This is a genomic window from Pseudomonas canadensis (assembly GCF_000503215.1).
In the GTDB taxonomy this organism is placed as follows: Bacteria; Pseudomonadota; Gammaproteobacteria; order Pseudomonadales; family Pseudomonadaceae; genus Aquipseudomonas; species Aquipseudomonas canadensis.
This window is the reverse complement of sequence record NZ_AYTD01000016.1, coordinates 285,804-304,154: the sequence shown is the minus strand read 5'-3', so window position 1 is coordinate 304,154 and position 18,351 is coordinate 285,804. Positions and strand designations below refer to the sequence as shown.

Below are 18,351 nucleotides of genomic sequence, written 5' to 3'. Positions count from 1 at the left end.
ACAATAGCGTCGCAAGACAACAGTGGAGCTAGTAGATGGCAACTATCAACCAGCTGGTACGTCAGCCGCGCAAGCGTATCGTCGAGAAATCCGACGTACCTGCGCTGCAGAACTGCCCGCAACGTCGTGGCGTATGCACCCGTGTGTATACCACCACGCCGAAAAAACCTAACTCGGCACTGCGTAAAGTATGCCGTGTGCGCCTGACCAACGGTTTCGAGGTTTCCTCGTACATCGGTGGTGAAGGTCACAACCTGCAAGAGCACAGCGTGGTACTGATCCGCGGCGGTCGTGTAAAAGACTTGCCAGGTGTTCGTTACCACACCGTACGCGGCTCCTTGGATACTTCCGGCGTTAAAGGTCGTAACCAGGGTCGTTCGAAGTACGGTACCAAGAAGCCTAAGTAGTAGCGGCTTTTTGTAAAACTGAATCATCTTATTTTCTGAGTCGATAAGAGTAAGGTCGGAGGCGTCCCGCAAGGGCACCGATTCCGAACGAACCTGAAGACCGTTTGAGGGCTTATCCATGCCAAGAAGACGCGTAGCAGCCAAGCGCGAAGTGCTTGACGATCCAAAATACGGAAGCCAAATCCTGGCCAAGTTCATGAACCACGTGATGGAAAGCGGCAAGAAAGCCGTTGCCGAGCGTATCGTTTATGGCGCGCTGGAAAAGGTTAAAGAACGCAAGAACAGCGACCCCCTGGAAATCTTCGAGAAAGCTCTCGACGCCATCGCTCCGCTGGTCGAAGTGAAGTCGCGCCGTGTAGGCGGTGCTACTTACCAGGTTCCGGTCGAAGTTCGCCCGTCCCGTCGTAACGCTCTGGCAATGCGCTGGTTGGTAGACTTCGCCCGTAAGCGCGGCGAGAAGTCTATGGCTCTGCGTTTGGCCGGCGAGCTGTTGGACGCTGCTGAAGGTAAAGGTGCTGCTGTTAAGAAGCGTGAAGACGTGCACCGTATGGCTGAAGCTAACAAAGCTTTCTCGCACTACCGCTTCTAATCTTAGCTTCACTAATTTTGCGAGGGCTTTATGGCTCGTACTACTCCGATTAGCCGCTACCGTAACATCGGTATCGTTGCTCACGTGGATGCTGGTAAAACCACCACCACCGAGCGCGTACTGTTTTACACCGGCAAAAGTCACAAAATGGGCGAGGTGCATGACGGCGCCGCGACCACAGACTGGATGGTTCAGGAGCAGGAGCGTGGTATTACCATTACTTCTGCTGCTATTACCGCCTTCTGGAAAGGTTCCGAGAAGCAGTACAAAGACGAGCATCGCTTCAACGTAATCGATACCCCAGGCCACGTAGACTTCACCATTGAAGTTGAACGTTCCCTGCGCGTACTCGACGGCGCTGTCGTTGTGTTCTGCGGTACCTCGGGTGTTGAGCCTCAGTCGGAAACCGTATGGCGTCAAGCCAACAAGTACGGCGTTCCACGTCTTGTTTACGTAAACAAGATGGACCGTGCTGGTGCCAACTTCCTGCGCGTGATCGGTCAGATCAAGCAGCGTCTGGGTCACACCCCGGTGCCAATTCAATTGGCTATCGGTTCCGAGGACAACTTCCAGGGTCAGATCGATCTGATCAATATGGAAGCTGTTTACTGGAATGATTCCGACAAAGGTATGGTTCCTGTTCGTAAGCCTATCCCTGCAGAGTTGCAGGAACTGGCTGACGAGTGGCGCAACAATATGGTTGAGGCTGCTGCCGAAGCCAGCGAAGAGCTGATGAACAAGTACCTCGAAGGTGAAGAACTCACCAACGTGGAAATCAAGGCTGCTCTGCGTCAGCGTACTATTGCTGGTGAGATCGTCTTGGCTGTTTGCGGTTCTTCGTTCAAGAACAAGGGTGTTCCCCTGGTTCTCGACGCCGTTATCGACTACCTGCCGGCTCCAACCGACATTCCTGCTATCAAGGGTACCAACCCTGATAACGAGGAAGAAGAGATGGAGCGTCACGCCGATGACAGCGAGCCTTTCTCGGCTCTGGCGTTCAAGATCGCAACTGACCCATTCGTGGGTACTTTGACCTTCGTCCGCGTTTACTCGGGCGTGTTGGCCTCCGGCGACGGCGTGATCAACTCGGTTAAAGGCAAGAAAGAGCGCGTGGGTCGTATGGTGCAAATGCACGCAAACGCCCGTGAAGAGATCAAGGAAGTGCGCGCTGGTGACATCGCGGCCCTGATCGGCATGAAGGACGTCACCACTGGTGAGACTTTGTGCGACGCTGCCAAGCCAATCATCCTGGTTCGTATGGACTTCCCGGAGCCGGTTATTTCGGTTGCCGTAGAGCCTAAGACCAAGGATGACCAGGAAAAAATGGGTATCGCTCTGGGCAAACTTGCTCAGGAAGATCCATCTTTCCGCGTCAAGACTGATGAAGAGACTGGTCAAACGATCATCTCCGGCATGGGCGAGCTGCACCTGGACATCCTGGTTGACCGGATGCGCCGTGAGTTCAACGTCGAAGCCAACATCGGTAAGCCTCAGGTTTCCTATCGTGAGCGCATCACGAAGAACTGTGAAATCGAAGGCAAGTTCGTTCGTCAGTCCGGCGGTCGTGGTCAGTTCGGTCACTGCTGGATCCGTTTTGCTCCTGCTGACGAAGGTCAGGAAGGTCTGCAATTCGTGAACGAAGTGGTAGGTGGTGTTGTTCCTAAGGAATACATCCCTGCCATCCAGAAGGGTATCGAAGAGCAGATGAAGAACGGTGTTGTTGCCGGCTATCCGCTGATCGGCCTGAAAGCAACCGTTTTTGACGGTTCTTACCACGACGTCGACTCCAACGAGATGGCGTTTAAGGTGGCTGCTTCCATGGCAACCAAGCAACTGGCCCAGAAGGGCGGTGGTGAGTTGCTTGAGCCAATCATGGCGGTAGAAGTTGTTACACCTGAAGACTATATGGGTGATGTCATGGGCGACCTTAACCGTCGTCGCGGCATGATCTTGGGTATGGAAGACACGGTTTCCGGCAAAGTGATTCGCGCCGAGGTTCCGCTGGGTGAGATGTTCGGTTATGCGACCGACGTTCGCTCCATGTCCCAGGGTCGCGCAAGCTACTCTATGGAATTCAAAAAATACAACACAGCTCCGGCGCACATCGCTGAAACTGTATCCAAAAAACAAGGCTGATTCAGTCCTTTAGGCAAGGAGTTAATTGTCGTGGCTAAAGAAAAATTTGATCGTTCCCTACCGCACGTCAACGTTGGCACCATCGGTCACGTTGACCACGGTAAAACCACTCTGACTGCTGCTCTGACTCGCGTTTGCTCCGAAGTTTTCGGTTCCGCAATCGTTGATTTCGATAAAATCGACAGCGCACCAGAAGAAAAAGCTCGTGGTATCACCATCAACACCGCGCACGTTGAATACAACTCGCTGATCCGTCACTACGCTCACGTTGACTGCCCAGGTCACGCTGACTATGTGAAGAACATGATCACCGGTGCTGCTCAAATGGACGGCGCTATCCTGGTTTGCTCGGCCGCTGATGGTCCGATGCCACAAACCCGTGAGCACATCCTGCTGTCCCGTCAGGTAGGCGTTCCGTACATCGTGGTTTACCTGAACAAGGCTGACCTGGTAGACGACGCTGAGCTGCTGGAACTGGTTGAGATGGAAGTGCGCGATCTGCTGAGCACTTACGACTTCCCAGGCGACGACACTCCGATCATCATCGGTTCTGCTCGTATGGCTCTGGAAGGCAAAGACGACAACGAAATGGGCACCACGTCCGTTCGTAAACTGGTTGAGACTCTGGACAGCTACATCCCAGATCCAGTCCGTGTTATCGACAAGCCGTTCCTGATGCCAATCGAAGACGTATTCTCGATCTCCGGTCGCGGTACTGTTGTAACTGGTCGTATCGAGCGCGGTATCGTTAAGGTTCAAGATCCACTGGAAATCGTTGGTCTGCGTGACACTACCGTCACCACCTGCACCGGTGTTGAAATGTTCCGTAAACTGCTCGACGAAGGTCGTGCTGGCGAGAACTGCGGCGTTCTGCTGCGTGGTACCAAGCGTGACGACGTTGAGCGTGGCCAGGTTCTGGTCAAGCCAGGTTCGGTTAAGCCGCACACCAAGTTCGAAGCTGAAGTGTACGTGCTGAGCAAAGAAGAAGGCGGTCGTCACACTCCGTTCTTCAAAGGCTACCGTCCACAGTTCTACTTCCGTACTACCGACGTAACTGGTAACTGCGAACTGCCGGAAGGCGTAGAAATGGTAATGCCAGGCGACAACATCAAAATGGTTGTCACCCTGATCAAAACCATCGCTATGGAAGACGGTCTGCGTTTCGCAATCCGTGAAGGCGGCCGTACCGTTGGTGCTGGCGTTGTAGCTAAAATCATCGAGTAATTATCTCTTCTGAGATAGCTCTGATGTTTTGAAAAGGCCCCCGCTCAGCGGGGGCCTTTTTTATTGGGTTGACACCTATCAGGGCCGTCTATAGAATTGCGCCTCCTTTTAACGGGCGTATTGCGCTCGCTGGGAATAGCAGCCGGAGTCTGAAATCCAATGCAAAATCAGCAAATCCGTATCAGGTTGAAGGCTTTTGACCATCGCCTGATCGACCAATCCACCCAGGAAATCGTGGAAACCGCGAAACGTACTGGTGCACAAGTGCGTGGTCCAATTCCACTGCCTACCCGTAAAGAGCGGTTCACCGTTCTGGTCTCCCCGCACGTCAACAAAGACGCGCGCGACCAGTACGAGATCCGTACTCATAAGCGCGTACTGGACATCGTCCAGCCAACGGATAAAACCGTTGATGCACTTATGAAGCTCGATCTGGCGGCCGGTGTGGAAGTACAGATCAGCCTCGGCTAAGACTTGGGTCTTAGTCGTGTAACGCTCTGAAATGGGCGGCCATAGCGGGTGAAAGCCCCGTACACTCATGAGGTTTACAACATGACTATTGGTGTAGTCGGTCGTAAATGCGGTATGACCCGTATTTTCACCGAAGAAGGTGTCTCCATTCCGGTCACGGTCATTGAGATCGAGCCGAATCGCGTCACCCAGTTCAAAACTGAAGAGACCGATGGCTATCGTGCAGTGCAAGTCACTGTCGGCGAGCGTCGTGCTTCGCGCGTGACTGCTGCTCAAGCAGGTCACTTCGCTAAAGCAAACGTTGCAGCTGGTCGCACTGTTATGGAGTTCCGTCTCGAAGACGGCGACTACCAGGCTGGCGATCTGATCAACGCTGAAATCTTCGCTGCTGGTCAACTGGTTGATGTAACCGGTCAGTCCAAAGGTAAAGGCTTCCAGGGTACGATCAAGCGTTGGAATTTCCGTGGCCAAGACAACACTCACGGTAACTCCGTTTCCCACCGCGTCCCGGGCTCTATTGGCCAGTGCCAGACTCCTGGTCGTGTATTCAAGGGCAAAAAAATGTCCGGTCATATGGGCGCTGAGCGCGTGACCGTGCAGTCCCTCGAAGTAGTGCGCGTCGACGCTGAACGCAATCTGTTGTTGGTCAAGGGTGCTGTTCCTGGCGCTACTGGCGGCAACCTGGTTGTACGTCCGGCGGCCAAGGCTCGCGGTTAAGGGGAAGCTGACATGCAATTAAATGTAAATGACGCTCAAGCGATCGAAGTTTCCGAACTGACGTTTGGCGGCGAGTTCAACGAGACGCTGGTTCACCAAGCAGTCGTGGCCTACATGGCCGGCGGCCGTCAAGGCAGCAAGCAGCAAAAGACCCGTTCCGACGTTCGTGGTGGCGGTAAGCGCCCTTGGCGTCAGAAAGGTACTGGCCGTGCTCGTGCCGGTACTATCCGTAGCCCAATCTGGCGTGGCGGTGGTACCACTTTCGCAGCTCGTCCGCAGGATCACTCGCAGAAGCTCAACAAGAAGATGTATCGCGCAGCTCTGCGCTCCATCCTTGCTGAACTCGTGCGTACTGACCGTCTGGTCGTGGTTCAGGACTTCGCTGTTGAGAGCCCGAAAACCAAAGATCTGCTGGGCAAACTGAACAACATGAGCCTGACCGACGTTTTGATCGTGTCGGAAGCTGTTGATCAGAACCTGTACCTGGCTGCTCGCAACCTGCCACACGTTGATGTACGTGACGTGCAAGGTTCCGATCCAGTTAGTCTGATCGCATACGACAAGGTGTTGATCACCGTGTCGGCCGTGAAGAAATTCGAGGAGCTGCTGGGATGAACCAGGAACGCGTATTTAAAGTTCTGCTTGGCCCGCACGTTTCCGAAAAGGCTACGGTTCTGGCTGACAAGAAAGGCCAGTTCGTTTTCAAGGTTGCAACTGACGCAACCAAGCTGGAAATCAAGAAGGCCGTCGAAAGCCTGTTCAGCGTGAAAGTAGAGCGTGTTACTACCCTGAATGTTCTGGGTAAGAGCAAGCGCACTGCTCGCGGTCTGGGCAAGCGTAATGACTGGAAGAAGGCAGTTATCTCCCTTCAGCCAGGCCAAGATCTCGATTTCAGCAGCAGTGCTGAGTAAGGAAGGGGTGCATCATGGCAATCGTTAAATGCAAACCGACTTCCCCTGGCCGCCGTTTTGTGGTCAAGGTGGTCAACCAGGAGCTGCATAAAGGCGCTCCTCACGCACCGCTGCTCGAGAAAAAATCGAAGTCTGGTGGTCGTAACAACAATGGTCGTATTACCACTCGTCACATCGGTGGTGGCCATAAGCAGCATTATCGTCTGGTCGATTTCCGTCGCAACGACAAAGATGGCATCGCTGCCACTGTCGAGCGTATCGAATACGATCCAAACCGTACTGCTCACATCGCTCTGCTGCTGTACGCAGATGGCGAGCGTCGCTACATCATCGCCCCTAAAGGCGTGAGCGCTGGCGACCAGCTGATCGCAGGTGCTTTGGCACCGATCAAGCCGGGCAACGCTCTGCAACTGCGCAACATTCCAGTTGGTAGCACCGTACACGGCATCGAATTGAAGCCAGGTAAAGGCGCGCAAATCGCTCGTTCCGCTGGTGCTTCGGCTCAGCTGATCGCTCGTGAAGGTGTCTACGTGACCCTGCGTCTGCGTTCTGGTGAGATGCGTAAAGTGCTGGCTGAATGCCGCGCGACCCTGGGCGAAGTCTCGAACTCCGAGCACAGCCTGCGTTCGCTGGGTAAAGCTGGTGCCAAACGCTGGCGTGGCGTTCGCCCAACCGTTCGTGGTGTTGCCATGAACCCGGTTGACCACCCACACGGTGGTGGTGAAGGTCGTACCTCTGGTGGTCGTCATCCGGTATCGCCATGGGGCTTCCCGACTAAGGGCGCGAAGACTCGTGGTAATAAGCGTACCGACAAAATGATCGTCCGTCGTCGCAAGTAAATAGAGGGATACGACAGTGCCACGTTCTCTGAAAAAAGGTCCTTTTATTGATCTTCACCTACTGAAGAAGATCGAAGTGGCGGCGGAAAAGAACGATCGCAAACCAGTTAAGACCTGGTCGCGTCGTTCGATGATCCTGCCACAAATGGTCGGTCTGACCATCGCTGTACACAACGGTCGCTTGCACGTCCCAGTTCTCGTGAACGAAGACATGGTCGGCCACAAACTAGGCGAGTTTGCCGGTACCCGCACTTATCGTGGGCACGTGGCAGACAAGAAAGCCAAGCGTTAAGGGGTTAGGAAATGGAAGTAGCCGCTAAGTTGTCGGGCGCTCGAATCTCCGCCCAGAAAGCCCGCTTGGTCGCCGACCAGATCCGCGGGAAGAAGGTGGGCGAAGCGCTCAACCTGTTGGCTTTCAGCAGTAAGAAAGCCGCCGAGATCATGAAGAAAGTGCTGGAGTCGGCCGTAGCCAACGCCGAGCATAACGAAGGCGCAGACGTTGATGACCTGAAGGTCAGCACCGTTTTCGTCAACGAAGGGCGTTCGCTGAAGCGCATCATGCCACGTGCCAAAGGCCGTGCTGATCGCATCGTCAAGCGGTCTTGCCATATCACTGTCAAGGTTGCTGACAAGTAACGGAGTCGAAGAGATGGGTCAGAAAGTACATCCCATTGGCATTCGCCTGGGAATCGTCAAGGAGCACACCTCCGTCTGGTACGCAGACGGTCGGACTTATGCGGACTATTTGTTCGCTGATCTGAAGGTGCGTGAGTATCTCCAAGACAAACTAAAAAGCGCGTCCGTAAGCCGTATCGATATCCATCGTCCGGCCCAAACTGCACGTATCACCATCCACACCGCTCGTCCAGGTATCGTTATCGGGAAGAAAGGTGAAGATGTTGAGAAACTGCGTCAGGACCTGACCAAGCAAATGGGTGTGCCTGTGCACATCAATATCGAAGAGATCCGCAAGCCGGAACTCGACGGTATGCTGGTTGCGCAGAGCGTAGCTCAGCAGCTGGAGCGTCGCGTAATGTTCCGTCGCGCTATGAAGCGCGCTGTACAGAACGCCATGCGCATTGGTGCCAAAGGCATCAAAATCCAAGTGAGCGGTCGTCTCGGCGGTGCTGAAATCGCACGTACTGAATGGTATCGCGAAGGTCGTGTGCCACTGCACACCCTGCGTGCCGACATCGACTATGCCAACTACGAAGCTCACACCACTTACGGTGTGATCGGTGTAAAGGTTTGGATCTTCAAAGGCGAAGTAATTGGTGGTCGCCAAGAAGAACTGAAACCACAAGCACCAGCGCCTCGTAAAAAAGCTGCTAAGTAAGGGGTACGCCAAATGTTGCAACCTAAGCGTACGAAGTTCCGCAAGCAGATGACAGGCCACAACCGTGGTCTGGCTCAGCGCGGTAGCAAAGTCAGCTTCGGCGAGTTCGCGCTGAAGTCTGTAGCTCGTGGTCGTCTCACCGCTCGTCAGATCGAGTCAGCGCGTCGTGCTCTGACCCGTCACGTAAAACGTGGCGGCAAGATCTGGATCCGTGTATTCCCGGACAAGCCGATCTCCAAAAAGCCTCTCGAGGTTCGGATGGGTAAAGGTAAGGGTAACGTGGAATACTGGGTAGCCCAGATTCAGCCAGGCAAAGTCCTGTATGAAATCGAGGGTGTTTCTGAAGAGCTGGCGCGTGAGGCTTTCGCCCTGGCTGCTGCAAAGCTGCCGCTCGCCACCTCCTTTGTTAAACGGACGGTGATGTGATGAAAGCGAATGAACTTCGTGAAAAATCCGCACAGCAGCTGAACGAGCAACTGCTCGGCCTGCTGCGCGACCAGTTCAATCTGCGTATGCAGAAAGCAACTGGCCAGTTGGGGCAGTCTCATCTGCTCTCGCAAGTTAAGCGTGACATCGCTCGCGTGAAGACTGTGCTCAACCAGCAGGCAGGTAAGTGATCATGGCTGAAGCCGAAAAGACTGTCCGTACGCTGACTGGCCGTGTTGTCAGCGACAAGATGGACAAAACCATCACCGTTCTGATCGAGCGTCGCGTTAAGCACCCGATCTACGGTAAATATGTTAAGCGTTCGACTAAGCTGCACGCGCACGACGAAACCAATCAGTGCCACATCGGCGACAAAGTCACTATTCGTGAAACTCGTCCGCTGGCCAAGACCAAGTCTTGGGCACTGGTTGATGTTCTCGAACGCGCTGTGGAAGTCTAAGGACTAGGGGTCGGAGAAATTATATGATTCAGACTCAATCCATGCTCGATGTGGCCGATAACAGCGGCGCTCGCCGCGTTATGTGCATCAAGGTGCTGGGTGGCTCCCATCGTCGTTACGCTGGTATCGGTGACATCATCAAAGTTACCGTGAAGGAAGCAATTCCTCGCGGTAAAGTGAAAAAAGGCCAAGTGATGACTGCTGTTGTAGTCCGCACTCGTCACGGCGTACGTCGTGCTGATGGCTCCATTATCCGCTTTGATGGCAACGCTGCTGTTCTTCTGAACAACAAGCAAGAGCCGATCGGCACCCGTATCTTTGGGCCAGTGACCCGTGAACTTCGTACTGAGAAGTTCATGAAGATCGTCTCGCTCGCCCCAGAAGTGCTGTAAGGAGATCCGACATGCAAAAGATTCGTCGTGACGACGAGATCATCGTGATCGCCGGCAAAGACAAAGGTAAGCGCGGTAAGGTGCTTAAGGTTCTCGCTAATAACCGTCTGGTTATCGGTGGTCTGAACCTGGTCAAGCGTCATACCAAGCCTAACCCGATGTCGGGCGTGCAGGGCGGTATCGTCGAGAAAGAAGCTCCGCTGGATGCTTCTAACGTCGCCATCTTCAACGGCGAAACCAACAAGGCTGACCGCGTTGGTTTCAAAGTAGAAGACGGTAAGAAAATTCGTGTCTTCAAGTCGACCCAAAAAGCGGTTGATGCTTGAACACTGCTAGGTAGATTAGACCATGGCACGACTACAAGAGATTTACCGGAAGGAAATCGCCCCTAAGCTTAAGGAAGAACTTAAGCTTGGGAACGTGATGGAAGTTCCGCGCGTTACCAAAATCACCCTGAACATGGGTCTGGGCGAAGCGATCGGCGACAAAAAAGTCATTGAGCACGCTGTTGCTGACCTTGAAAAGATCACCGGCCAGAAAGTCGTTGTGACCTACGCTCGGAAATCCATCGCTGGCTTTAAAGTCCGTGAAGGTTGGCCGATCGGCGTCAAAGTGACCCTGCGCCGTGAGCGTATGTACGAGTTCCTGGATCGTCTGCTGTCGATCTCCCTGCCTCGGGTTCGCGACTTCCGCGGCCTGAATGCCAAGTCCTTCGATGGTCGTGGTAACTACAGCATGGGCGTGAAAGAGCAGATCATCTTCCCGGAAATCGACTACGACAAGATCGATGCTCTCCGCGGTCTGGACATCACCCTGACCACCACTGCCAAGAACGATGATGAAGGTCGCGCCCTGTTGCGTGCTTTCAAATTCCCGTTCCGCAACTGATTGGAGTAGGACCATGGCCAAGATGAGCATGAAAAACCGCGAGCTGAAGCGTCAGCTCACGGTTGCCAAGTACGCCAAGAAGCGTGCAGCACTGAAAGCAATCATCGTTGATCTGAACGCAAGTCCAGAAGCACGTTGGGAAGCTACAGTTGCCCTGCAGAAGCAGCCACGTGACGCAAGCGCTTCGCGCATGCGTAACCGCTGCCGCCTGACCGGTCGTCCACACGGCGTTTACCGCAAGTTCGGCCTCGGCCGTAACAAACTGCGTGAAGCGGCAATGCGTGGTGACGTACCAGGTCTGGTTAAAGCCAGCTGGTAAGTACTTTCAACGTCCAGGTGGCCAATATCGCAAGATACTGACCGCCGGTGACCTTGAATCTGGAACAAGCCCCTTTTGGGGCTTGTTTCATTTCCGGAGTGTGTCTAAAATACGCGGCTCGCCTGAGCCCGTGTTTTTTACCCGGAGATTCTCGGCGACATATGTAGCCGCAAGGCTAATTTTTTTGTATTAGGAGCGTCTAGCCCATGAGTATGCAGGACCCGTTAGCGGACATGCTAACTCGTATCCGTAATGCCCAGATGGCTGAAAAGTCCGTCGTAAGCATGCCATCTTCCAAGTTGAAGGTAGCTGTTGCCAAAGTCCTGAAAGACGAAGGCTACATTGCGGGTTATCAGATCAGCAGCGATGTAAAAGCACTGCTGTCCATCGAGCTGAAGTACTTCGAAGGCCGTTCGGTCATCGAGGAAGTGAAGCGCGTTAGCCGTCCAGGCCTGCGTCAGTACAAGTCCGCTGAAGATCTGCCGAAAGTTCGTGGCGGTCTGGGCGTGTCTATCGTCTCCACCAACAAAGGTGTGATGACGGATCGTGCTGCGCGCGCTGCCGGTGTCGGCGGCGAAGTTCTTTGCACTGTGTTCTAAGGGGGGATAAGCATGTCTCGCGTCGCTAAGAACCCCGTTAAGCTGCCAGCCGGTGTCGAAGTCAAATTCGCAGGCCAACAGCTTTCGGTGAAGGGTGCCAAGGGTACTCTTGAACTGAACATCCATTCGTCCGTTGAGATCGTTGAAGAAGCTGGTGAGCTGCGTTTCGCTGCTCGCAATGGCGATCAACAAACTCGCGCAATGGCCGGTACCACGCGTGCGTTGGTAAACAACATGGTCCAAGGCGTAAGCCAAGGCTTCGAGCGTAAGCTCCAGCTGGTCGGTGTTGGTTACAAAGCGCAAGCAAAAGGCACGGTTTTGAACCTGGCCCTTGGCTTCTCGCACCCTGTGGATTACGAACTGCCAGCGGGCATCACTGCTGAGACCCCTAGCCAGACCGATATCCTGATCAAGGGCATCGATAAGCAGCTGGTAGGTCAAGTGGCCGCTGAGATCCGCGACTTCCGTCCACCAGAGCCGTACAAAGGCAAAGGTGTGCGCTACGCGGACGAAGTCGTCCGTCGTAAAGAAGCCAAGAAGAAGTAGGGCATAGCAAATGACCGACAAAAAAGTTACTCGACTGCGTCGCGCTCGCAAAGCACGCCTGAAAATGCACGAACTCGAAGTCGTGCGTCTCTGCGTGTTCCGCTCGTCGCAGCACATCTACGCCCAGGTCATCTCGGCCGACGGCAACAAAGTCCTGGCAAGCGCCTCGACTTTGGATAAAGAACTGCGTGATGGTGCCACTGGCAACATCGACGCGGCCACAAAGGTTGGCCAGCTGGTCGCTACGCGTGCTAAGGCCGCTGGCGTCTCGCAAGTGGCTTTCGACCGCTCTGGCTTCAAGTACCACGGTCGCGTGAAAGCGCTGGCTGATGCTGCTCGTGAAGCTGGGCTGGAGTTCTAAGTTATGTCAAATAACGACCAAAAGCGCGACGAAGGCTACATTGAGAAGCTGGTTCAAGTTAACCGCGTAGCCAAAACCGTTAAAGGCGGCCGTATCTTCACCTTCACCGCGTTGACCGTGGTAGGTGATGGTAAAGGCCGTGTTGGCTTCGGCCGTGGCAAGTCACGTGAAGTGCCTGCTGCGATCCAGAAGGCAATGGAAGCTGCTCGTCGCAACATGATCCAAGTTGATCTGAACGGCACCACTCTGCAGTACGCAATGAAGTCCGCCCATGGCGCTTCGAAGGTGTACATGCAGCCGGCTTCTGAAGGTACCGGTATCATCGCTGGCGGCGCTATGCGTGCTGTCCTCGAAGTTGCTGGCGTTCAGAACGTTCTGGCCAAGTGCTATGGCTCGACTAACCCGGTAAACGTGGTTCACGCCACTTTCAAAGGTTTGAAAGCTATGCAATCTCCTGAGTCCATCGCTGCCAAGCGTGGTCTGACTGTCAAGGAGATCTTCTGATCATGGCTACCGTTAAAGTAACGCTGATCAAAAGCATGACCGGCCGCATCCCTAACCACAAACTGTGTGTTAAAGGTCTGGGTCTGCGTCGCATCGGTCACACTGTAGAAGTCCTGGATACTCCCGAGAATCGCGGGATGATCAACAAGGCTTACTACATGCTGCGTGTAGAGGGTTAATCGATGAAACTCAATGATCTGAGTCCAGCGCCGGGTTCCCGTCGCGAAAAGCATCGTCCGGGCCGTGGTATCGGTAGCGGTTTGGGTAAGACTGGTGGCCGTGGCCACAAAGGTCAAACCTCCCGCTCCGGTGGCACCATTGCTCCAGGCTTTGAAGGCGGTCAACAGCCGCTGCATCGTCGCCTGCCTAAGTTCGGTTTCGTATCCCTGAAGGCCATGGACCGCGCAGAAGTGCGTCTGTCCGAGCTGGCTAAAGTGGAAGGCGACATCGTTACTGTGCAGACCCTGAAAGATGCCAACGTGATCAACGTCAACGTACAGCGTGTGAAAATCATGCTGTCCGGTGAAGTGACTCGCGCTGTCACTATCGGCAAGGGAATCGGCGCCACCAAAGGTGCGCGTTCGGCTATCGAAGCAGCTGGCGGCAAGTTCGAGGAATAAATGGCTAAGCAAGGTGCTCTCTCAGCGCTCGGCAAAGGCGGTATGTCTGAACTTTGGGCTCGTCTGCGTTTTCTGTTCCTGGCGATTATCGTCTACCGAATAGGCGCACACATCCCGGTTCCAGGTATCAACCCGGACCGACTCGCAGACCTGTTTCGACAGAATGAGGGGACCATTCTTAGCTTGTTCAACATGTTTTCCGGCGGCGCGCTGGAACGGATGAGCATCTTTGCACTGGGGATCATGCCGTACATTTCGGCATCGATCATCATGCAATTGATGACCGCCGTCAGCCCGCAGCTGGAGCAGTTGAAGAAGGAAGGTGAAGCTGGCCGTCGCAAGATTAGCCAGTACACCCGCTACGGCACTGTCGTCCTCGCCTTGGTTCAAGCTATCGGCATGTCCGTTGGCCTGGCAGGGCAGGGCGTTGCGTTCACTGGTGACTTTGGCTTCCATTTCGTCGCGGTATCCACATTTGTGGCTGGTGCGATGTTCATGATGTGGCTGGGTGAGCAGATTACTGAGCGTGGTGTTGGCAACGGTATCTCGATGTTGATTTTCGCAGGTATCGTCGCCGGTCTTCCGAGAGCGATCGGGCAGTCTTTCGAGTCTGCACGTCAGGGTGATATCAACATTTTCGCCCTGGTTGCCATCGGTTTGCTGGCAGTAGCGATTATCGGTTTTGTGGTGTTCATTGAGCGTGGCCAGCGTCGTATTGCTGTTCACTACGCCAAGCGTCAGCAGGGCCGTAAGGTTTTTGCTGCGCAGACCAGCCACTTGCCGCTGAAAGTGAATATGGCCGGTGTTATTCCGGCAATTTTCGCGAGCAGCATTTTGCTGTTTCCGGCTTCGTTGGGTACCTGGTTTGGTCAGTCCGAAAACATGGGCTGGCTGCAGGACCTCTCTCAGTCGATCGCTCCTGGTCAGCCGTTGAATATTCTGCTGTTTAGTGCAGGGATTATTTTCTTCTGCTTCTTCTATACGGCGTTGATGTTCAATCCGAAAGACGTAGCGGAAAACCTGAAGAAGTCCGGTGCCTTTATTCCGGGCATCCGTCCAGGTGAGCAGTCTGCACGCTACATTGATGGCGTTCTGACTCGTTTGACCCTGTTCGGTGCTCTATATATGACGGCCGTGTGCTTGTTGCCCCAGTTTCTGGTGGTTGCAGCAAACGTTCCGTTCTACCTTGGCGGGACCTCGTTGCTGATCGTGGTCGTGGTTGTGATGGACTTCATGTCCCAAGTACAATCGCACCTCGTTTCGCACCAGTACGAATCCCTGATGAAGAAAGCCAACCTGAAGGGCTACGGCAGCGGCATGTTGCGCTGAGTACCCCATAAGGTTCGAGGAGTTGGTGATGAAAGTTCGTGCATCGGTGAAAAAGCTGTGCCGTAACTGCAAGATTATTCGCCGCGAAGGTGTTGTTCGAGTAATTTGCAGCGCGGAACCGCGTCACAAACAGCGCCAAGGCTGAGTGTGATCCGCTTGAAGCCCGGCAGCTAGTGCGCTGCCGGGTTGATTATTTGTTATTACAGCGATATTATCTCGCGCCCTATTTCTTGGCTTCCGGGGCGTAGGTAGCTGTCAATTGGAGTCCCACTGAATGGCCCGTATTGCAGGCGTTAACATTCCAGATAACAAGCACACTGTTATCTCGCTGACCTACATCTATGGTGTTGGTCGCACTACTGCGCAGAAAATTTGCGCAGTTGCTGGGGTAAACCCAGCCGCTAAGATCAAGGATCTGAGCGACGAGCAGATTGAACAGCTGCGTGGCGAAGTGGCGAAGTTCACCACTGAAGGTGACCTGCGTCGCGAAATCAACATGAAAATCAAGCGTTTGATGGACCTCGGTTGCTATCGCGGTCTGCGTCATCGTCGTGGTCTTCCAGTACGCGGTCAGCGTACCAAGACTAACGCGCGTACCCGTAAAGGTCCGCGTAAGCCGATCCGCAAGTAATCGCCCCAGCGAATCGACAGGAAAATTATCATGGCAAAACCTGCTGCTCGTCCTCGTAAAAAAGTTAAAAAGACAGTGGTTGATGGCATCGCCCACATCCATGCTTCTTTTAACAACACAATCGTGACCATCACCGACCGTCAAGGTAACGCGCTTTCTTGGGCTACCTCCGGTGGTTCGGGTTTCCGCGGTTCCCGCAAGTCCACCCCGTTTGCTGCTCAAGTAGCTGCTGAACGTGCTGGTCAAGCTGCGCTGGAATATGGCCTGAAAAACCTCGACGTTAACGTCAAGGGTCCAGGTCCAGGTCGTGAGTCTGCTGTCCGTGCTTTGAACGGCTGTGGCTATAAGATCGCCAGCATCACCGACGTGACGCCAATCCCGCACAACGGGTGCCGTCCGCCGAAGAAGCGCCGCGTGTAATCCAGGAGATTGTAAAGAATGGCTCGTTACATTGGTCCAAAATGCAAACTCGCTCGTCGCGAAGGCACCGATCTCTTCCTGAAGAGCGGCGTGCGCGCGATCGAATCGAAGTGCAACATTGAAGCAGCACCTGGTATCCACGGCCAACGCCGCGGTCGCCAGTCCGATTACGGCACCCAACTGCGTGAAAAGCAGAAGGTCCGTCGTATCTACGGCGTTCTCGAGCGTCAGTTCAGCGGCTACTACAAAGAAGCTGCTGGCAAAAAAGGTGCAACCGGTGAAAACCTGCTGCAACTGCTCGAATGCCGTCTGGACAACGTTGTATACCGTATGGGCTTTGGTTCGACTCGTGCCGAATCCCGTCAGCTGGTATCGCACAAGTCGATCAGCGTTAACGGTCAGACCGTAAACGTTCCGTCCTACCAGGTTCGTGCTGGTGACGTGGTCGCAGTTCGCGAGAAAGCAAAAAACCAACTTCGCATTGTCCAAGCTCTCGATCTGTGTGCCCAACGTGGCCGCGTAGAATGGGTAGAAGTAGACACTGAGAAGAAGTCGGGCGTTTTCAAGAACGTTCCTGCTCGCAGTGATCTGTCCGCCGACATCAACGAAAGCCTGATTGTCGAGCTCTACTCCAAGTAAGGGCTAGAAAATAGGTGCATCCATGCAGATTTCGGTAAATGAGTTCCTGACACCCCGCCACATTGATGTGCAGGTTGTCAGTCCAACCCGCGCCAAAATTACTCTCGAGCCTCTCGAGCGTGGTTTTGGCCACACCCTGGGCAACGCGCTGCGCCGCATCCTGTTGTCCTCAATGCCCGGCTGTGCAGTAGTCGAGGCCGAGATTGACGGTGTGCTCCACGAGTACAGCGCCATCGAAGGTGTACAGGAAGACGTAATTGAAATCCTGTTGAACCTTAAAGGTCTGGCTATCAAGCTGCACGGCCGTGACGAAGTTACGCTGACCTTGTCGAAGAAGGGTTCGGGGGTGGTTACCGCTGCCGATATTCAGCTGGATCATGATGTCGAGATCGTTAACCCCGATCACGTAATCGCTAACCTGGCGTCTAACGGCGCCCTGAACATGAAGCTCACCGTAGCTCGTGGTCGTGGTTATGAACCGGCCGACTCGCGTCAGAGCGATGAAGATGAAAGCCGCAGCATTGGTCGCTTGCAGCTTGACTCTTCGTTCAGCCCGGTTCGCCGTATCGCATACGTGGTGGAAAACGCCCGTGTCGAGCAGCGTACTAACCTGGACAAGCTGGTTATTGATCTGGAAACCAACGGTACTCTGGATCCTGAAGAGGCTATCCGCCGCGCTGCAACCATCCTGCAACAGCAGTTGGCTGCGTTCGTCGACCTCAAAGGTGACAGCGAACCAGTGGTAATCGAGCAGGAAGACGAGATCGATCCGATCCTGCTTCGCCCGGTTGACGATCTGGAACTGACTGTACGTTCGGCTAACTGCCTTAAGGCGGAAAACATTTACTACATCGGCGACCTGATTCAGCGTACCGAAGTAGAACTGTTGAAGACTCCGAACCTGGGCAAGAAATCCTTGACTGAAATCAAGGACGTTCTGGCCTCCCGCGGTCTGTCCCTCGGCATGCGCCTCGACAACTGGCCGCCTGCAAGTCTTAAGAAGGACGACAAGGCGACTGCCTGATCGTCGTAATCACCGAACGTGAGTTTGGTAAGGAATGAACCATGCGTCATCGTAAAAGTGGTCGTCACCTGAGCCGTACCAGCTCGCACCGCAAGGCCATGTTCCAAAACATGGCGGTGTCGCTGTTCGAGCACGAGCTGATCAAAACTACACTGCCGAAAGCTAAAGAACTGCGTCGCGTTGCTGAGCCGCTGATTACTTTGGCCAAGACAGACAGCCTGGCTAACCGCCGTCTGGCTTTCGACCGTACTCGTTCGAAAGCTATCGTTGGTAAGCTCTTCAACGACCTGGGCAAGCGTTACGCTACCCGTGAGGGTGGCTACCTGCGCATCCTCAAGTGCGGTTTCCGCGCTGGCGACAACGCGCCTATGGCGTACGTCGAGTTGGTTGATCGTGCTACTGCCGGCGAAGCTGTAAGCGCCGAGTAAGACGACAAGCTGTATCGAAGAACCGGGCCTAGTGCCCGGTTTTTTGTGCCTGTGATAAAAGCGTGTTCAATACAAGCTTCCGAGGATTGTGCTTGGCACTATGGGAGATGGAGTGTTCGGTAGGAAATATCTATC

Annotated in this window: 32 protein-coding genes; all 32 read left to right on the top strand. The window is 54.3% G+C overall.

Translation table 11 applies throughout. The annotated features are described in order from the left end of the window. Window positions 1–35: 35 nt before the first annotated feature. The 32 genes from rpsL to rplQ all read left to right on the top strand — a co-directional run bounded on the left by rpsL (window position 36) and on the right by rplQ (window position 18,216). Window positions 36–407, top strand: coding sequence for a 30S ribosomal protein S12 (gene rpsL, locus U367_RS0118650; protein ID WP_002555494.1), 372 nt, complete (start codon window positions 36–38; stop codon window positions 405–407). A gap of 118 nt (window positions 408–525) precedes the next feature. Further along, window positions 526–996 carry a 30S ribosomal protein S7 gene (gene rpsG, locus U367_RS0118645; RefSeq protein ID WP_002555493.1) on the top strand — a complete coding sequence of 157 codons (471 nt, stop codon included), beginning with the start codon at window positions 526–528 and terminating at the stop codon, window positions 994–996. Between the two features lie 30 nt (window positions 997–1,026). Further along, window positions 1,027–3,132 carry an elongation factor G gene (gene fusA, locus U367_RS0118640; protein ID WP_010206921.1) on the top strand — a complete coding sequence of 702 codons (2,106 nt, stop codon included), beginning with the start codon at window positions 1,027–1,029 and terminating at the stop codon, window positions 3,130–3,132. A gap of 30 nt (window positions 3,133–3,162) precedes the next feature. Next, complete coding sequence (tuf, locus tag U367_RS0118635) at window positions 3,163–4,356, top strand: elongation factor Tu (protein WP_003176426.1); 1,194 nt, start codon at window positions 3,163–3,165, stop codon at window positions 4,354–4,356. Between the two features lie 159 nt (window positions 4,357–4,515). Further along, window positions 4,516–4,827: a 30S ribosomal protein S10 gene (gene rpsJ, locus U367_RS0118630; RefSeq protein ID WP_003186070.1), complete on the top strand. Its 312-nt coding sequence runs from the start codon at window positions 4,516–4,518 to the stop codon at window positions 4,825–4,827. 81 nt (window positions 4,828–4,908) lie between these two features. Further along, entirely contained in the window at window positions 4,909–5,544 is a 636-nt protein-coding gene (gene rplC / locus U367_RS0118625) for a 50S ribosomal protein L3 (protein WP_003194649.1), read from the top strand. Between the two features lie 12 nt (window positions 5,545–5,556). After that, window positions 5,557–6,159, top strand: coding sequence for a 50S ribosomal protein L4 (rplD, locus tag U367_RS0118620; protein WP_003176424.1), 603 nt, complete (start codon window positions 5,557–5,559; stop codon window positions 6,157–6,159). Further along, window positions 6,156–6,455, top strand: a complete 300-nt coding sequence (gene rplW / locus U367_RS0118615; RefSeq protein WP_002555488.1) for a 50S ribosomal protein L23 — start codon at window positions 6,156–6,158, stop codon at window positions 6,453–6,455. Before rplD ends, rplW begins: the two co-directional genes overlap by 4 nt. 14 nt (window positions 6,456–6,469) lie before the next feature. Continuing rightward, entirely contained in the window at window positions 6,470–7,294 is an 825-nt protein-coding gene (rplB, locus tag U367_RS0118610) for a 50S ribosomal protein L2 (protein WP_003186055.1), read from the top strand. A gap of 16 nt (window positions 7,295–7,310) precedes the next feature. After that, a complete protein-coding gene (gene rpsS / locus U367_RS0118605) occupies window positions 7,311–7,586 on the top strand; it encodes a 30S ribosomal protein S19 (protein WP_003232420.1) in 276 nt (91 codons plus the stop codon). Window positions 7,587–7,597: 11 nt separating this feature from the next. After that, window positions 7,598–7,930 carry a 50S ribosomal protein L22 gene (gene rplV / locus U367_RS0118600; protein ID WP_003103908.1) on the top strand — a complete coding sequence of 111 codons (333 nt, stop codon included), beginning with the start codon at window positions 7,598–7,600 and terminating at the stop codon, window positions 7,928–7,930. Window positions 7,931–7,943: 13 nt separating this feature from the next. Continuing rightward, the gene (rpsC, locus tag U367_RS0118595) at window positions 7,944–8,630 is read left to right on the top strand and encodes a 30S ribosomal protein S3 (RefSeq protein WP_003176422.1); all 687 of its coding nucleotides are present in this window, start codon (window positions 7,944–7,946) and stop codon (window positions 8,628–8,630) included. 12 nt (window positions 8,631–8,642) lie between these two features. After that, complete coding sequence (rplP, locus tag U367_RS0118590; RefSeq protein WP_003176421.1) at window positions 8,643–9,056, top strand: 50S ribosomal protein L16; 414 nt, start codon at window positions 8,643–8,645, stop codon at window positions 9,054–9,056. Continuing rightward, window positions 9,056–9,247: a 50S ribosomal protein L29 gene (gene rpmC, locus U367_RS0118585; protein WP_002555481.1), complete on the top strand. Its 192-nt coding sequence runs from the start codon at window positions 9,056–9,058 to the stop codon at window positions 9,245–9,247. The genes rplP and rpmC overlap by 1 nt, the downstream gene beginning before the upstream one ends. Window positions 9,248–9,249: 2 nt before the next feature. Next, the gene (gene rpsQ, locus U367_RS0118580; RefSeq protein ID WP_003176419.1) at window positions 9,250–9,516 is read left to right on the top strand and encodes a 30S ribosomal protein S17; all 267 of its coding nucleotides are present in this window, start codon (window positions 9,250–9,252) and stop codon (window positions 9,514–9,516) included. Between the two features lie 23 nt (window positions 9,517–9,539). Beyond that, window positions 9,540–9,908: a 50S ribosomal protein L14 gene (gene rplN, locus U367_RS0118575; RefSeq protein WP_002555479.1), complete on the top strand. Its 369-nt coding sequence runs from the start codon at window positions 9,540–9,542 to the stop codon at window positions 9,906–9,908. 11 nt (window positions 9,909–9,919) lie between these two features. After that, entirely contained in the window at window positions 9,920–10,234 is a 315-nt protein-coding gene (rplX, locus tag U367_RS0118570) for a 50S ribosomal protein L24 (RefSeq protein WP_003176416.1), read from the top strand. A 22-nt stretch (window positions 10,235–10,256) separates the two neighbouring features. Further along, window positions 10,257–10,796, top strand: coding sequence for a 50S ribosomal protein L5 (rplE, locus tag U367_RS0118565; protein ID WP_003194642.1), 540 nt, complete (start codon window positions 10,257–10,259; stop codon window positions 10,794–10,796). A gap of 13 nt (window positions 10,797–10,809) precedes the next feature. Beyond that, window positions 10,810–11,115, top strand: coding sequence for a 30S ribosomal protein S14 (gene rpsN, locus U367_RS0118560; protein WP_003176414.1), 306 nt, complete (start codon window positions 10,810–10,812; stop codon window positions 11,113–11,115). 206 nt (window positions 11,116–11,321) lie between these two features. Beyond that, the gene (gene rpsH / locus U367_RS0118555; RefSeq protein WP_010206883.1) at window positions 11,322–11,714 is read left to right on the top strand and encodes a 30S ribosomal protein S8; all 393 of its coding nucleotides are present in this window, start codon (window positions 11,322–11,324) and stop codon (window positions 11,712–11,714) included. 12 nt (window positions 11,715–11,726) lie between these two features. Beyond that, a complete protein-coding gene (rplF, locus tag U367_RS0118550) occupies window positions 11,727–12,260 on the top strand; it encodes a 50S ribosomal protein L6 (protein ID WP_003194640.1) in 534 nt (177 codons plus the stop codon). A 10-nt stretch (window positions 12,261–12,270) separates the two neighbouring features. Next, entirely contained in the window at window positions 12,271–12,621 is a 351-nt protein-coding gene (gene rplR / locus U367_RS0118545; protein WP_003186037.1) for a 50S ribosomal protein L18, read from the top strand. Between the two features lie 3 nt (window positions 12,622–12,624). Then, window positions 12,625–13,125, top strand: a complete 501-nt coding sequence (gene rpsE / locus U367_RS0118540; protein WP_003176409.1) for a 30S ribosomal protein S5 — start codon at window positions 12,625–12,627, stop codon at window positions 13,123–13,125. A 2-nt stretch (window positions 13,126–13,127) separates the two neighbouring features. Then, window positions 13,128–13,304: a 50S ribosomal protein L30 gene (rpmD, locus tag U367_RS0118535; RefSeq protein WP_003186033.1), complete on the top strand. Its 177-nt coding sequence runs from the start codon at window positions 13,128–13,130 to the stop codon at window positions 13,302–13,304. 3 nt (window positions 13,305–13,307) lie between these two features. Beyond that, a complete protein-coding gene (rplO, locus tag U367_RS0118530; protein WP_003176407.1) occupies window positions 13,308–13,745 on the top strand; it encodes a 50S ribosomal protein L15 in 438 nt (145 codons plus the stop codon). After that, a complete protein-coding gene (secY, locus tag U367_RS0118525) occupies window positions 13,746–15,074 on the top strand; it encodes a preprotein translocase subunit SecY (protein ID WP_003194637.1) in 1,329 nt (442 codons plus the stop codon). 28 nt (window positions 15,075–15,102) lie between these two features. Beyond that, complete coding sequence (gene rpmJ, locus U367_RS1000000131030; RefSeq protein ID WP_002555468.1) at window positions 15,103–15,219, top strand: 50S ribosomal protein L36; 117 nt, start codon at window positions 15,103–15,105, stop codon at window positions 15,217–15,219. Window positions 15,220–15,348: 129 nt separating this feature from the next. Then, window positions 15,349–15,705, top strand: coding sequence for a 30S ribosomal protein S13 (gene rpsM / locus U367_RS0118520; protein ID WP_003194635.1), 357 nt, complete (start codon window positions 15,349–15,351; stop codon window positions 15,703–15,705). Between the two features lie 30 nt (window positions 15,706–15,735). Further along, a complete protein-coding gene (rpsK, locus tag U367_RS0118515; RefSeq protein ID WP_002555466.1) occupies window positions 15,736–16,125 on the top strand; it encodes a 30S ribosomal protein S11 in 390 nt (129 codons plus the stop codon). 18 nt (window positions 16,126–16,143) lie between these two features. After that, entirely contained in the window at window positions 16,144–16,764 is a 621-nt protein-coding gene (gene rpsD / locus U367_RS0118510) for a 30S ribosomal protein S4 (protein ID WP_003176404.1), read from the top strand. 22 nt (window positions 16,765–16,786) lie between these two features. Next, a complete protein-coding gene (locus U367_RS0118505; RefSeq protein WP_003176403.1) occupies window positions 16,787–17,788 on the top strand; it encodes a DNA-directed RNA polymerase subunit alpha in 1,002 nt (333 codons plus the stop codon). 41 nt (window positions 17,789–17,829) lie between these two features. Next, entirely contained in the window at window positions 17,830–18,216 is a 387-nt protein-coding gene (gene rplQ / locus U367_RS0118500) for a 50S ribosomal protein L17 (protein ID WP_003176402.1), read from the top strand. The last annotated feature ends 135 nt before the right edge of the window (window positions 18,217–18,351 follow it).